The sequence below is a fragment of the Neorhizobium sp. DAR64860/K0K1 genome, assembly GCF_050500205.1.
Classification (GTDB): domain Bacteria; phylum Pseudomonadota; class Alphaproteobacteria; order Rhizobiales; family Rhizobiaceae; genus Neorhizobium; species Neorhizobium soli.
In genome coordinates this window covers 856,909-871,256 of the sequence record NZ_CP191459.1, presented here as the reverse complement: position 1 = coordinate 871,256, position 14,348 = coordinate 856,909, and the positions used below count along the sequence as shown (strand labels likewise).

General features: G+C 61.6%; 14 protein-coding genes. 7 read left to right on the top strand and 7 right to left on the bottom strand.

What is annotated here, in order from left to right:
* Positions 1-76: 76 nt before the first annotated feature.
* On the top strand, positions 77-778 hold the full coding sequence (gene ctrA, locus ACQY1J_RS08845; RefSeq protein WP_062455185.1) for a response regulator transcription factor CtrA: 702 nt from the start codon (positions 77-79) through the stop codon (positions 776-778).
* 418 nt (positions 779-1,196) lie between these two features.
* Here ctrA and ACQY1J_RS08840 read toward each other — a convergent pair whose 3' ends face one another.
* Both ACQY1J_RS08840 and chpT read right to left on the bottom strand, forming a co-directional pair.
* On the bottom strand, positions 1,197-1,559 hold the full coding sequence (locus tag ACQY1J_RS08840) for a response regulator (RefSeq protein ID WP_062455181.1): 363 nt from the start codon (positions 1,557-1,559) through the stop codon (positions 1,197-1,199).
* A 153-nt stretch (positions 1,560-1,712) separates the two neighbouring features.
* Positions 1,713-2,387, bottom strand: coding sequence for a histidine phosphotransferase ChpT (chpT, locus tag ACQY1J_RS08835; RefSeq protein ID WP_430251213.1), 675 nt, complete (start codon positions 2,385-2,387; stop codon positions 1,713-1,715).
* A gap of 255 nt (positions 2,388-2,642) precedes the next feature.
* Here chpT and ACQY1J_RS08830 point away from each other — a divergent pair, with 255 nt between their 5' ends.
* Both ACQY1J_RS08830 and ACQY1J_RS08825 read left to right on the top strand, forming a co-directional pair.
* Positions 2,643-3,179 (top strand): DUF1134 domain-containing protein, encoded by a 537-nt coding sequence (locus ACQY1J_RS08830; RefSeq protein WP_062457827.1) that lies wholly within the window; start codon positions 2,643-2,645, stop codon positions 3,177-3,179.
* 100 nt (positions 3,180-3,279) lie between these two features.
* A complete protein-coding gene (locus ACQY1J_RS08825) occupies positions 3,280-4,530 on the top strand; it encodes a hypothetical protein (RefSeq protein ID WP_430251212.1) in 1,251 nt (416 codons plus the stop codon).
* Positions 4,531-4,546: 16 nt separating this feature from the next.
* Here the strand turns inward: ACQY1J_RS08825 and ACQY1J_RS08820 are convergent, their stop codons facing one another.
* On the bottom strand, positions 4,547-5,368 hold the full coding sequence (locus ACQY1J_RS08820; protein ID WP_430251893.1) for a TrmH family RNA methyltransferase: 822 nt from the start codon (positions 5,366-5,368) through the stop codon (positions 4,547-4,549).
* Positions 5,368-5,757, bottom strand: a complete 390-nt coding sequence (locus ACQY1J_RS08815) for a hypothetical protein (protein ID WP_430251211.1) — start codon at positions 5,755-5,757, stop codon at positions 5,368-5,370. The genes ACQY1J_RS08820 and ACQY1J_RS08815 overlap by 1 nt, the downstream gene beginning before the upstream one ends.
* Before the next feature lie 45 nt (positions 5,758-5,802).
* Between ACQY1J_RS08815 and ACQY1J_RS08810 the strand changes: the two genes are divergently transcribed.
* Both ACQY1J_RS08810 and rpoH read left to right on the top strand, forming a co-directional pair.
* Entirely contained in the window at positions 5,803-6,828 is a 1,026-nt protein-coding gene (locus tag ACQY1J_RS08810) for an RluA family pseudouridine synthase (protein ID WP_092660092.1), read from the top strand.
* Between the two features lie 205 nt (positions 6,829-7,033).
* The gene (rpoH, locus tag ACQY1J_RS08805) at positions 7,034-7,936 is read left to right on the top strand and encodes an RNA polymerase sigma factor RpoH (RefSeq protein WP_062455169.1); all 903 of its coding nucleotides are present in this window, start codon (positions 7,034-7,036) and stop codon (positions 7,934-7,936) included.
* A gap of 150 nt (positions 7,937-8,086) precedes the next feature.
* On the opposite strand, the gene ACQY1J_RS08800 is transcribed toward rpoH, so the two are convergent.
* Both ACQY1J_RS08800 and ACQY1J_RS08795 read right to left on the bottom strand, forming a co-directional pair.
* Positions 8,087-10,549 (bottom strand): hypothetical protein, encoded by a 2,463-nt coding sequence (locus ACQY1J_RS08800; RefSeq protein WP_430251210.1) that lies wholly within the window; start codon positions 10,547-10,549, stop codon positions 8,087-8,089.
* A 58-nt stretch (positions 10,550-10,607) separates the two neighbouring features.
* The gene (locus ACQY1J_RS08795; protein WP_062455165.1) at positions 10,608-11,903 is read right to left on the bottom strand and encodes an adenylosuccinate synthase; all 1,296 of its coding nucleotides are present in this window, start codon (positions 11,901-11,903) and stop codon (positions 10,608-10,610) included.
* A 337-nt stretch (positions 11,904-12,240) separates the two neighbouring features.
* On the opposite strand from ACQY1J_RS08795, the gene ACQY1J_RS08790 reads away from it, so the two are divergent.
* Positions 12,241-13,128, top strand: coding sequence for an EamA family transporter (locus ACQY1J_RS08790; protein ID WP_192077459.1), 888 nt, complete (start codon positions 12,241-12,243; stop codon positions 13,126-13,128).
* Positions 13,129-13,211: 83 nt separating this feature from the next.
* Here ACQY1J_RS08790 and ACQY1J_RS08785 read toward each other — a convergent pair whose 3' ends face one another.
* A complete protein-coding gene (locus tag ACQY1J_RS08785) occupies positions 13,212-13,766 on the bottom strand; it encodes a transglutaminase-like cysteine peptidase (protein ID WP_430251209.1) in 555 nt (184 codons plus the stop codon).
* 220 nt (positions 13,767-13,986) lie between these two features.
* Between ACQY1J_RS08785 and ACQY1J_RS08780 the strand changes: the two genes are divergently transcribed.
* Entirely contained in the window at positions 13,987-14,334 is a 348-nt protein-coding gene (locus tag ACQY1J_RS08780; protein WP_092660075.1) for a hypothetical protein, read from the top strand.
* Positions 14,335-14,348 lie beyond the last annotated feature (14 nt).

The following is a 14,348-nucleotide window of genomic DNA, read 5'->3' as shown; positions in this document are numbered from 1 at the left end:
CCAAATCAGGCTCAGTCTGGATCCGTATCGAGTAAGGGGGCATCGGTAACCTTACGCGGCGGTAAAGGGGAAAATTATGCGGGTTCTACTCATCGAAGATGACAGCGCGACGGCCCAGTCGATCGAGCTGATGCTGAAATCGGAAAGCTTCAACTGCTATACGACCGACCTTGGCGAAGAAGGCGTCGACCTTGGTAAGTTGTATGACTACGATATCATTCTTCTTGACCTCAATCTCCCCGACATGTCGGGTTATGAAGTGCTTCGCACTCTGAGATTGTCAAAGGTCAAGACGCCAATCCTGATTCTGTCGGGCATGGCGGGCATCGAAGACAAGGTACGAGGCCTTGGTTTCGGCGCAGACGACTACATGACCAAGCCGTTCCACAAGGACGAACTGGTTGCACGTATCCACGCCATCGTTCGCCGTTCGAAGGGCCATGCCCAGTCGATCATCATCACCGGCGAACTGATCGTGAACCTCGACGCCAAGACCGTCGAAGTCGGCGGCCAGCGTGTGCACCTGACGGGCAAGGAATACCAGATGCTGGAGCTTCTTTCGCTCCGCAAGGGGACCACGCTCACCAAGGAAATGTTCCTCAACCACCTTTATGGCGGTATGGACGAGCCGGAACTGAAGATCATCGACGTCTTCATCTGCAAGCTGCGCAAGAAGCTCGCAAATGCGGCCGGTGGCGCGAACTACATCGAGACTGTCTGGGGCCGTGGCTACGTGCTGCGCGAACCTGACAATGTCGAGCTCGCAGAAACCGCCTGAGCCTGAAAACTTTTCCCTATCCCGGATTGAAGAGCACCCGCGCAAGCGGGTGTTTTTGCGTTTGAGATTGCCGAAAGCGCTGAGGATTGACGAATTCAGCGCGGTGTCCGGATCAAGTTTCCATAAACACGGTTCGAGCTTGTTGCCACTCAACCCAGCAGTTCTCAGGATCGATGTCGAGGTAGCCGCGCTGCTCGTCCATTTTCTGAGCAACATCACGAGAAACTGCGATGACCTCACACGTGTCGGTGATTTCGAGGACCTCGTCTTCCGTCAGAGGGCTCCCCTTCGCTCTCTCGCTTTGAAGTAGCGTCGCGATGAGACTGGGTACAGGCTAGAGAACGAGAAGTTCTTCTTCGCTCACAGGACACCTCCGAGACGCGGCTTCACTCAGCGCACGCCGCAAACGCTGAAACTATCAAGCCGCAACAGCAAAGCCGCCGAACACCGATGTCAGGATCTTGCGGTCGAAAGGTTTGAGGAGAAAATCGCTGGCGCCGGCGCGTTTGCCGGCCATCATCTTCTTCAGGTCCGTCTCGATGACGCAGTAGAAGATCTTGACGTCCTTGCCGCGGTCCATTGCCCGGACGGAAGCGATCAGACCGAGCGCGTCGTCGAGGCCTGCATCGACGATCAGGAAGTTCGGCAAGGTTGCACGGCAGCCGGTCAGTGCTTCCTGCGCAGTGCCCGCTTCGGAAACCAGGAAGCCGATCTCCGAGAGAATGCGCTTGCCCACTTTGCGCACGATGTCCGAACTGTCTGCAATCATCATTCGCTGCATCGTGTTTCCCCTGATGCTGTGCCCGTCCCTAGGCAACATCCACCATGACCCGAATGAAGCTAAGAAAGAGTTACGCGTCAGGCGCAGCGCGAAAAGCGCGGGCCGCCTCAGGGCAACCCGCGCTTTTCACATGTCAGAGCGCTTGATCGGGTCTCAGACCTCTTCGGAAACGGCCGGCACTTCGGTAGGGACGGTTTCCGCGATGAATGTGATCTTGTCTTCAGACACCACGTATTTCAAATCCATGCCGCATTCGTCGGCCAGCAGAACCGTGTAATAGGGCTGGATCGTGTGGGCATCGACCGCCTCTTCCATGGCACCCGACAGCACTTCGACGAATTTCGCCGGCACGCGCATCATCCGGCCTTTGATGGTGATGATGAACTTCGCGTCGAATTCCGGGTTTTCGAGTGTCACATCGAGAGAGCCGCCGCGCGGAATGCCGCCGTAAGCGACAGTGAAGAGGTTGAGGAGCAGCTTGACCCGGTTCTTCGGGATGATGGCGCGCGGGCCGTTCCAGGAGACTTCCGTCTTCTTTTCGGCGACCGCGAACTCCTTGGCAGCCTTTTCGGCCTCGCCCGTATCGATCGAGGCACCAACAGAGCCGGAGGCGCCGAAAGCAAGCCGCGCGAATTTCAGACGCACCGAGGCGTTCATGGCCGATGTACGGATCAGGTCGAGCGCATCCGCGTCGGCGGCTCCCTCATCGAGAAGCTCCAGGCCATTGTTGATGGCTCCGACCGGCGAGATGATATCGTGGCAGACCCGGCTGCAGAGGAGAGCTGCCAGATCCGGACCGCCGAGGGTTAGATTGGGATTTTTAGGCATGCGTGTCTCCGGCTGGATGAAAATATTCCCTCGCGCATGTGCCACAGCAACATTGCGCGGGGATTGTCGACGGTCAATGTGTATAGGTGCCGCCATAATGACACCATTTGTGGTAAACCGATTGTTAACGTCATGCCGCCAAGATAGAGGCGGCTTAAGCATGACGCTTGATAACGGAAGATTTAACAAACGGACTTCAATATGCGCCGCCAGAACCTTTCCGCCTTCGCTCGCTTTGCCACCGCTTTCGTGGTCATGGCAACCGCTTTCTGTGTCACAATCGAAAGGGCATCCGCCCAGCAGAATGCTTCGCAGTATTCGATGCAGGAAATTGTCGATGCCGGCCACGGCTTTTTCGGCTCCACCAGCGGCGGTCTCGCCAAGGTGGTGGAAAACGCTTTCTCGAAATACGGCCTGCCCAACGGTTACATTCTCGGCCAGGAAGGCTCCGGCGCCTTCATCGCCGGCCTGACCTATGGCGAAGGCCAGCTATACACGAAAAACGCCGGACAGCATCCGACCTACTGGCAGGGCCCATCGCTCGGCATCGATTACGGCGGCCAGGGCACCCGCGCCATGATGCTGGTCTATGACCTGCCGACGGTCGATTCGCTCTATGCCCGCTTCGGCGGCGTTTCCGGCTCGGCCTTCGTTGTCGCCGGCGTCGGGATGACTGTCCTGCGCAACAACAACGTGATCCTGGTGCCGATCCGCACCGGCCTTGGCGCCCGTCTCGGCATCAATGTCGGCTATCTGAAGATGACCCGCGAAGCCACCTGGAACCCCTTCTGAGCGGCAGGCTGACACCTCCACCGGGCGTGCCCACTTGCCGGGTGCAGGCGCCCGTGCTTAAAAAGAGCCTGTCCGCTCCAGACACAAAGAACGGCTTTCCGTGATCCAATACGCACTCCTGTTTGGCCTGGGTTTCCTCAGCGCGGCGCTGCTTGCCATCCTGATTTCGCCGGCGATCCACAGGCGGATCGTGCGCTACACGGAAAACCGCATCCGCGCGACACTGCCGATCAGCCCTGAGGAAGTGCGTGCCCAGCGTGATATGGCACGTGCCGTCTATGCAGCGGAAAACGCCCGGACCTCTCAGGAACTGAGCCAGGCGCGCGAGAAAAACACCCGCCTGATGCTCGATATCGAGGCCCTGAACGCGACTATCCGCACGCTTGAAGACGACCGGCAGGATTTGAAGATGCAGGCCGACACGCTGGATGTCGAGGCCGCCGCCACCCGCTCGCGTCTTCGCCAGGAAGACAGCTATATCCAGGAGCTGAAGGTGGCGCTGGAACAGTCCCACGACGACCTCAGGATGCGCGATGTCGAGATCGGCGAACGCCAGCAGCACGTTGCACGGCTGATTGCCGATACGGACAATTTCCGCATCGACCTCTCGTCTCATGCCGCCGAGATGGAAGGCCTCAAGGCCCGGATCGGCAATCTTCGCGACGAACGCGAGACGCTGCGCACGGAAATCCGCGACATGACCACCCGCGCCAAGGAAGCCGAGGGCAAGGTCAAGTTGGAAGAGCAACGCCGGATAGCGCTGCAGGAAAGGCTGGACCGGGAGATCGCCGAGGGTGCCGACAGGGCAGAGGCGCTGGACCGCCGTCAGCAGGAAATCGAAAGACTACGCGAAAAACTGAAAACGGCCAATGCGGAAGCCCGCGACGCGAGCCGCGCCCTGCGCAAAACCGGGGCGCCAGCCGGATCAAAAGCGAAGTCGAATTCAGGCAAGATCAACACGCCCGGTCCCGAAGACATCCAAGCGGCGCATCTCCTCGAGGAGGGTGTGTTAGCCGTCGCCCGCCCGACGGGCATGGACCCAGAGCCCACCATGATGACAGCTGCGATGATGACGCCGGCCATGATCGATCTCGCAGACGATGCCCGCAACCGGGCGACCGCGGTGTCGGAACGGCTTTTAAAGAGCCGCGATGGCGCTAACGATGCAGCGCTTCGGCAGGAGCTTGCAACCATCGCTGCAAGTCTTGTGGCGCTCACGGCCGCGCGCGAAGGCAAAGCCTCGCCGATCAACACGATCCTATCTGGAAAATCCGGCAACAGCGATCGCGAAAGCCTGGCTGCCAAGGCCAAGAAGGCCATGGCGAAACTGAACGAGCAGTCGTCGTCCTGAACGACACCTGAAATCCCTAGAGCCGGCCCTGCCGCATGGCGATCTCGTAGAGCGCGATGCCGGTCGCGGTTGCGGCGTTGAGACTGTCCAGTCCCGGCATCTGGGCAATGCGCGCGGTCTTGACTGCGGAGAGGATATGCGCCGGCAGTCCGTCGCCCTCGGTTCCGGTGATCAGTGCCATCTTCGGATGCGCCGGTACGTCGCGGATTTCGGCGTGTCCGGCAGGCGACAAGCCCCAGATCGCGAAGTCGCGCGACATCAGGGCGTCCAGAAGCTCCGTCATCGTCCCGGTGCGGGCATAGGGCACCGAGAGCACGGAGCCGACAGAAACCCGCAGCGACTTTCGATAGAGCGGATCGCAGCAGGCGGCGTCCAGCAGCACCGCATCGGCGCCGAAGGCGGCCGCATTGCGGAAGATCGAGCCGATATTGTCGTGGTTGGAAATGCCGAAGGCCGCAACGACCAATGTCTTTTCCGGCAGGTTCTGCAGGAGGTCCGCAAGCGACGGCTCATCAGCCCTGCGACCGATCGCCAGCACGCCGCGGTGGAGGTGGAAGCCAACGATCCGGTCGAGAACGGCAGAGGATGCGACATAGACCGGGACATCGTCAGGGAAACGGCCAAGGATGTCTTCCAGCCCGGACACCCGATTTTCCAGAAGCAGCAGCTTCTCCGCGACGAAGCCGGACTTGGCCCTGTGGGCCTGCGCCAGCATGCGCAGCACGACCGTGCCCTCGGCGATAAACCGTCCGCCCCTCCCCGTCAGGTCGCGATCGCGGACCGCCTGAAATTCGGCGATCCGCGGGTCGTCCGCATCCTCGATGCGGATTGTCTCCATCACGGACCGGTGGCGATCGTCACGTCGGCGACGATCCGGCCGAGCACGATGTCGAACACGAACACCTTGCGGGCACCGTTCAACTGGCCGAGGAAGACGAGCTGGCTGCCCGACATCGACACATTGTCGATTTGGAAACCGGTCGGCAGTGCGGCGGTGGCCTTCAGCGGCTGGTCGGACGGGACGGTGAAACTTCCCGACGTGGCGACCGTTTCCGGGCCGTCTGCGGGACGCTGGGAGATCTTGTAGACAATCGCGGCGAGGACCGCCATAAAGCAGACAAACAGGATCCCGCCCGAAACGAGCTGCAGAAGCACCATCTTCCGGCGGATTCTCTCCATCGCCGGATCAAGCGGCTCTTCCTTTTCCTCGACTTCTGGTTGGGGCATGAATTGTCCTTATGCGTGCAAGATTGCGAATTGACGGAAACCGGAATGAACGACCCCTTTAAACAAGCCGAAGCCCCGAGGAAAGTCCTGACTGCCGATGAGGCAGCAGAAGGACGGCTGGATGCGTGGCTGACACAGGTTCTGGACGGCGAATTCTCCAGAAACCGCATCAAGGCGCTGATCGAACAGGGTGTCGTACTGCTGAACGGCAAGGCCTGCACCGAGCCGAAGAAGAAAGTGTCCCCCGGCGATCAAATCGAGATCACATTGCCGGAACCGGAGGATCCCGAACCCAAGGGCGAGGATATTCCGCTCGATGTTCTCTATGAGGACGAGGACCTGATCGTCATCGCCAAACCGCCGGGTCTCGTCGTGCATCCGGGCGCCGGCAACTGGACCGGGACCCTCGTCAACGCGCTGATCCACCATTGCGGCGACACCCTGTCGGGCATCGGCGGCGTCAAGCGGCCGGGCATCGTCCACCGCCTCGACAAGGATACGTCGGGCGTCATGGTCGCCGCCAAGAACGATCTGGCGCATCGCCACCTCGCCGACCAGTTCGCCGACCATGGCCGTTCGGGTCCGCTGGAACGTGCCTATATGGCCGTCGTCTGGGGCCGCCCGAAAGGTTTGAAGGGCACGATCGACGCACCGCTCGGCCGCGCCGGTGGCGACCGCACCAAGCGCGCCGTCACCCGCGAGAATGCCGTGGACGCGCGCGAGGCGGTGACCCATTATGAGGTGATCGAGCGTTTTCACGAGACGCCCGAGGCAACCTCGCTGGCGGCCCTGATCGAATGCCGTCTGGAAACCGGCCGCACGCACCAGATCCGAGTCCACATGGCTCATATCGGCCATCCGCTGATCGGCGACCTCGATTATGCCGGCGGCTTCAAGACCAAGGTCAACAAGATCCCCGAGCCCGCCCGCACCGTCGTCAGCGCCTTCCCGCGCCAGGCGCTGCACGCCTATCTGCTTGTGTTCGAACATCCCCGCACCGGCGAGGTGATGGAATTCGAGGCTCCGATCCCCGACGACCTGGAACAGTTGATCGAAGCCCTGCGGCAATGACGGCCTGACCGTCGCCGGAAGTCCGGCCGATCATTACGCAATTGTAATGTCATAACGTTGGTGTGAACGCTTGAATCGCTGTTCCGCCACACTTATCTGACACTTGCATTGGTGCGGGGTCGGGAACGATCCGCGCCATAATCGGTTCGCCGTAAGGGCAGATGAAATCTGCCGGGAACCGACAACGATCGGAAAGGGGTGCTTCATGGCCCGTAACAATCTGCCTTCGATTACCGCCGGCGAAGCCGGTCTAAATCGCTATCTCGATGAAATCCGCAAATTCCCGATGCTGGAGCCGCAGCAGGAATACATGCTCGCGAAGCGTTACGCTGAGCATGGCGACCGCGCTGCCGCACACAAGATGGTGACGAGCCACCTGCGTCTCGTCGCAAAGATCGCCATGGGCTATCGCGGCTACGGCCTGCCGATCGGCGAAGTCGTGTCGGAAGGCAATGTCGGTCTGATGCAGGCCGTCAAGAAATTCGACCCGGAACGCGGCTTCCGTCTGGCGACCTATGCAATGTGGTGGATCAAGGCCTCGATCCAGGAGTACATCCTGCGCTCCTGGTCGCTGGTCAAGATGGGCACGACCGCCAACCAGAAGCGGCTGTTCTTCAACCTGCGCCGCCTCAAGGGCAAGATCCAGGCGATCGAGGAAGGCGATCTGAAGCCGCACCAGGTGACCGAGATCGCCACCAAGCTGAACGTATCCGAGGAAGAAGTGATCTCGATGAACCGCCGCCTCTCCGGCGACGCTTCGCTCAACGCCCCGATCCGGGCGGCTGAAGGCGAAGCCGGCCAGTGGCAGGATTGGCTGGTCGACGATCATGAGAGCCAGGAAGCGGTCCTGATCCAGCAGGACGAGCTCGACACGCGCCGCCGCATGCTCGGCAAGGCACTTGCCGTGCTGAACGAACGCGAGCGCCGCATCTTCGAAGCCCGCCGTCTGTCGGAAGACCCGGTGACGCTCGAAGAACTGTCCACCGAGTTCGACATCAGCCGCGAACGCGTTCGCCAGATCGAGGTCCGCGCCTTCGAAAAGGTGCAGGATGCGGTGCGCAAGGAAGCGCTCGCACAGGCTCAGGCCCTGCGCGTCGTCGACGCGTAACGAGAGACACCAGTATCCGCAGATCGAAGGCCGCATTTTGCGGCCTTTTTCTTTGGCCGGAGCCATGGGAGTTCGCAACGGGAGGCTGGAAATGGAAAAGGGCCGCTTTCGCGACCCTTCTCCTATGATCTATGTCCTGCGACCGGTCGCTTACTGGCCCGTCTGGCCGCCGGCCTGGCCCCATTCGCGGATGGCCTCGTTGAACGCTTTTTCGCCTTCAGGCCCCTTCTGGAGCGTGAACAGCGCGCGGCGTCCGTTGCGATAGGCGACCGGGATGTCGATCCAGTTGCGGGTGCGCAGCAGCTCCATATTGGTGTTGCGGGCATCCGGGAAATCGTTGAGCGCGATCATGTGGAAGTCGTCGGTGATCTTGGCCGGAACCGCGATCAGGGCGTTGCCGCGATCCTGCTCGGATGTCTTCATCGCAATGCGCTGGACGCTGTCGATGGCACCGCCCTCGAAGTCCGGCGGGACGGCAAAGACGATCTCGATCAGATGGCTCGCGGGCAGCGACGGATCCGAGTTGCGCTTGAACGTCACAAGCGCGGTCAGACCACGACCGGGTATGGTGATGCGGGCCTGGACTTCAGCCTGAGGCGGACCGCCGTTGGAACCCGGTTCGCGCTGCAGAGACCAGGAAACGCTTCCGTCGATCGCGGTCGGCGCGGTCTGGCCAAGACGCTCTTCATAGAGGAACATCTTTTCGCCGGAGACCGCAGGGGTCGCTGCCGGGTTGGCGTCGGGGGCAGGCGCTGCAGGTGCGCCGGGCGCGGTTGCAGCCGTCGCGGCAGCACCAGGCGCCGCAGGCGGCGTGGTCGGCGGGGCGTTGAGCTGCGCCACCGACTGCCCTTCGGCGTTCTGGGCAAGGCTTCCGGCCGAACCCGGACCTTCATCCACCTCTGTGCCATCCGGCATCAGACGCTGGGTGAATTTCGGGCTGGCGGTCGAACCGTCCGCGGCTGGCGGCGGGCTCGTCTGACCGGCGGGCTGGCCATTTGCCTGCTGCGTCGAAGGCGTCGGGTTGGCCGGCGCTGTTGCCGGAGCCGTAGTTGCGTTCCCGGAGGCCGGTTGCGAGGTCGCGGGCGTTTCAGCGGTCGAGACCGCCGTGTCCGTCGAGGAAGACGGCATGAAGCCTTCGACCATCTCGCTCAGCGCGTCGCGGTTCATCCAGGCGGCATAACCAGCGCCACCCAGCAGCAGAAGGCCGACCAGTCCGAGTGCGAGGCCACCGTAATTGCGCTTGCGCGTCGTCGTCACCCGGTATGGCTTAGCCGGGGTCGGCATCAGGTCTTCGAGATTGTCATCCGACTGGGCCTGTCTCGGGTTCGAGGCGGCAGCGCCGGCGCCGGTGCCGGTGCCGGCAATTGCCGCGCCCTTGCTGTACCCGATCAGGTCATCCAGATCACTCCAGGGATCCTTCTCGTGATCCTTGCCGGCAGGCTTTTGTGCCTGCTCGTCCGCTTTTGCGTCAAGCTGGTAGCCTGCGAAGAAATCGTCGCTGTCGTCTTTGCGCCCGGTCTCCGTCCCGGTCTGGCCGAAACTTGGGAGCTCAGCGACCGATGGCATGCGAACTGCATCGGCAGAAACATGGGTTTCCTGGTCGAAATGCGCGTCGACGCGATCACCACTGTGTAGATCGGCCTGCGGCTGGTGCTGATGGACCGGTTCGACGGGACCGGCCGGCACCAGTTCCGGAACGTCGTCCCAGGCGGCTGCGGCGGTGTTTTCGGAATGCGCCGGCTCATGCCAGGTGGGCTCTTCGAAGAGCGGCGCATGTTCCGTGCGCGCTGGCTCCGCACTGGTCTGCGGTGGCCACTGGACGTGGGCGACGTCATCGTCCTGACGGGCAGCCGAGTAGGGAAGATCATCATCCCGCTCGTTTGCAACAGGCTCGTCGACAGTCCCGGGATACTGCTCGATCGGCGCTTCGACGGAATGTGCCCGGCCGTCATCGGCCACAGGTTCGTTGTGGACCTGCTCATCGCGTTCACCGACGGCAGCGACATCGCCGACCGGCCATCCACCTTGATGAACAGTGTCCTGCTCCTCGGACGGCGCAGGCTCTTCGTAAAGCGGACGCTCTTCGTAGGCCGTGCGTGCCTCATACGTCTCCGGCTCTACAGCCGGTTCGTAATGGGCAACGTCAGGTTCGCGTTCTTCGGCTGCAACAGGAGCAACAGGCTCGTGCCGTTCCTCATAGCGCGGCGGCTCGTCATACGAATAGCCAGCCGGCTCAGTAGCGGCGAGCGGTGCTGCCTGTTCGGGCTCTTCGCCCGGAGCGGGTGCCGGTTCCTGCTTGGGCTCCGCTGGAGCCGGCAACACCGTCTCTTCAGCGGGCGCAGGCTGGCCGGCAGCAAATTCGTCGTCGGCGAAACCAGCCTCGTTCTCGAACGGCGCCAGCGCCTCCGCGTGCTCGCTCTCGACTTCGACGATCGCCGTTTCGAGCTTGTCCATCTGCCGCCGAAGCATTTCTTCCGGCGGCCGCGGCTTCATGTTCTCGAGCTGCCGTTGAACGGCACCACGCGCTTTTTCATACACTTTCGCGCGGGCTTCAGGCGAGTTTGTCGCCAGACCATCAACAGCGCGGCGGATCACCGCTACAAAATCTGCCATCAGCACTTCTCATTGTCGCCGGGCTCAAGCCGGCTGAATGGATAATCAATAGTTGACATTAATCTTCAAACGGGTCCGTCACAAGTATGGTGTCGTCGCGTTCCGGACTTGTGGAAAGTAGCGCAACTGGCGCGCCAATCAATTCCTCAACCTGACGAACGTATTTGATCGCCTGTGCCGGCAGGTCCGCCCAGGACCTTGCACCAACGGTGGATTCCTTCCAGCCTTCCAGCGTCACGTAGATCGGCTCGACCCGAGCCTGCGCCGCCTGGCTTGCGGGAAGATGGTCGATCCGCTGGCCGTCGAGCATGTAGCCGACGCAGATCTTCAGTTCTTCCAGACCGTCGAGAACGTCGAGTTTAGTCAGCGCGATCCCGGTGATGCCGTTGGTCGCGACCGACTGGCGAACCAGAGCCGCGTCGAACCAGCCACAGCGACGCTTGCGACCCGTGACGGTGCCGAACTCATGGCCCTTTTCACCGAGGAACTGACCAATTTCGTCATGGAGTTCGGTCGGGAACGGGCCTTCGCCGACGCGCGTCGTGTAGGCCTTGGTGATGCCGAGGATGTAGCCCAGCGAGCCCGGGCCCATGCCGGAACCGGCAGCAGCCTGACCGGCGACCGTGTTGGACGAGGTCACGAAAGGATAGGTGCCGTGGTCGATGTCGAGCAGCGAGCCTTGAGCGCCTTCGAACAGGATGCGCGAACCCTTGCGGCGCTCCTTGTCCAGCAGTTCCCAGACGGTTTCGCGGAACGGCAGAACCTGTTCGGCGACGGACGTCAGTTCCTGCATGATCGTCTCATGGCTGACTTCCGGCTCGCCCAGACCGCGGCGCAGCGCGTTGTGATGGGTGAGGATGCGATCGACCTTGGCCGACAGCGTATCGAGGTCGGCAAGATCCATGACGCGGATCGCACGACGGCCGACCTTGTCTTCATAGGCCGGGCCGATGCCGCGGCGGGTGGTGCCGATCTTGGTGCCGGTGTTGGATGCCGCATCTTCGCGCAGGCCGTCAAGCTCGCGGTGCAGCGACAGGATCAGCGTCGCGTTGTCGGCGATGCGCAGCACGTCCGGGGTGACCTTGACGCCCTGCCCGTCGAGCTTTGCGATTTCAGCGACCAGCGCGTGCGGATCGACGACGACGCCGTTGCCGATAACCGAAAGCTTGCCGCGGACGATACCGGAGGGCAGCAGCGACAGCTTGTAGCTGACACCGTCGATGACGAGCGTATGGCCGGCATTGTGGCCGCCCTGGAACCGAACGACGATATCCGCCCGTTCAGAGAGCCAGTCGACGATCTTGCCCTTGCCCTCGTCACCCCACTGCGAACCAACCACGACTACATTCGTCATCTTTGCTTTCCTGCGTTTCGGGCCTGCCCTTCAAGCACGCCACGGCGCCGCGACAGCACCGCTGCTCTGAGACAGCGGCGTTGCGAGCGCCAGATAGAGTTCTCTCCCACAAGGGCGCTCGTCCGAAACCGCGCCGGACCCGCCCCTGCAAACGCGCGCATCTATAATGCCTTGGCCCGAGGAAAGCGACCTGTTTGTGAATGCTGGACGGTTTTTGCGTGACAATTTGCAAATTCCCACGCTATGGCCCACGCCAAGCGTTCCGGCCAAGGCCGGCGCCGACGAAAGACGATAGGGCAAGGACGGGCCGTCGATACGGCACGCGGAGGAGATTATCGTGTACCGCAGAGCCTATATCTTCCTGATCGTCGCGACGCTGTGCTGGGGCGGCAATGCGGTCGCGGGCAAGCTTGCCATCGGTCATATCAGCCCGATGCTCCTGACCTTCTGGCGATGGGCGTTTGCGACCGTCATCATTTTCGCGATCTCCATACCCGATCTTCGCCGCGATTGGCCGGTGATCCGGTCGAACCTGCCGCTTCTCGCCTTTCTCGGCCTCGTCGGCTACGTCGTCTTCAATGCGGCGCTCTACACCGCGGTCAATTACACCACGGCGATCAACGTCACCGTCGAGCAGACGCTTATTCCGGTGCTGATCTTCCTGTTCAATTTCGTGCTGTTCCGGATGAAAGTATCTTGGCTGCAGATCGTCGGCTTCGCGCTGACCCTGATGGGCGGGCTTTTGACGGCAGCCCATGGCGACCTGTCGACCATCGTCACGCTCAGCGTTAATTTCGGCGATGCGGTCATGATGATCGCGATCGTCGCCTATGCGGTCTATACGGTGGCGCTGCGCTTTCGCCCGGCCATCAGCTGGCGCAGCCTGATGGCAATCCCGGCGCTGTTCGCCCTGCTCGGCAGCATTCCCGCCGCCGCGTGGGAATATTCGGCTGACCGAATGATCTGGCCGGACGCCAACGGCTGGATCATCGCAGTCTACACCGCCGTCTTCGCATCGCTGATCGCGCAGGTGCTCTATATCCGCGGCGTCGAGGAGATCGGTGCCAACCGGGCCGGCCTGTTCATCAATCTGGTGCCGGTTTTTGGCACCCTGCTTTCGGTGATCGTGCTTAACGAAAACCTGCAGGCATTCCACATCGTGGCGCTGGTTCTGGCGCTTGGCGGCATAGCCATCGCAGAATGGGGAAAGCCCGCACAGCGATAGACGCGGGCGGGCGACAACTTGGAAAAAAAGGGCCGGCAGCGTCAGGGCACGTCGACGCCACCGGCCAGCAGGGTCAGTGAGCTTTAGATATCGTAATGGTCGGCAGTTACAGCTGGCGCAGGCAGAGCATCGCTAGCCTTCGTGGTCTCGGTCATCGTCTGGGCAGTCCTGTCGACCGTCAGGCCGCCATGCGACAGCACGATGTCGCCGCGCGGCGTTGCAACAACCAGGACCCGTTCGATCCGGCCCTCGTCGTTGAGAGCGTAGCCGATCGTCAGGTTGCGGCTATCCCAGCCGATGGAAACGAGACGGTCGCGCTTGAGATCGGCGCAATCGAGGCAGAGATCCTGATCGACCGCGAGGTCGCCGGTGAACGTGTCGAGATAGCCGTCGACGGCTGCAAGCGTGCCGTCGACCGCGTCGTTGACGCGCTTCAGTTCGTGGGCCTGGTCGATGGTAAATTCGGAAATCGTGTTGGAGCCTTCAGCGCCATGGGTACGGTTCTGGGCGACCTGCATGTGGAGAGCGGAAACGCCTGAGAGCGAGCGGGCAAACGAGCCCGGACCTGCAGCATTGGCTTCCTTGCCTGCAACCAGCGCGGTCAGTACGATCGCGGAAATGATGAGCTTCTTGATCATGGCCCGTACCCTGTTTGGCGGATGGCTCTGTTGCCATCTCGTTTCGTTATGGGACGACCATACGCAGGCAGGTTTGCGGCGCGCTTAAACGAATAGATGCAATTTTATTGAAATCCATTTTTTCCCGCGCTGGCACACAAAAGGAATTGGCGCGCAATAGGAACCAACTGCACCTGGGGCGGTTTGGTAACTGTGAGGACAACAAGAAGGAAACATTCCCATGAGCATTAAACTAATCACCGTCGCAGCCCTTTCGCTCGGTCTCGCAACCTCGGCTTTTGCACAGACCAGCGGCTCCGGTTCGGGCGGCAATGACGGATCCGGAAGCACCGGCAAGTCGATGCCGATGTCCGGTGTCGAACAGACCGCGCCGACAACGTCGCTGCCGGGCGTGGATTCGTCCTCGACCAACAGCACATCCGGCACAACGCCATCGACCAACTGCCAGGCAGGCACGATGAAGGATCCGGGCGTGGCTTCCGGCAACAACTCCAATCCGGGCGCCAGCACCAACACTGGTACCGCCGGTGGAGCCATGATGACCATGGAAACCAATCCAACTTGCTGATCGCCCTCTGGCAT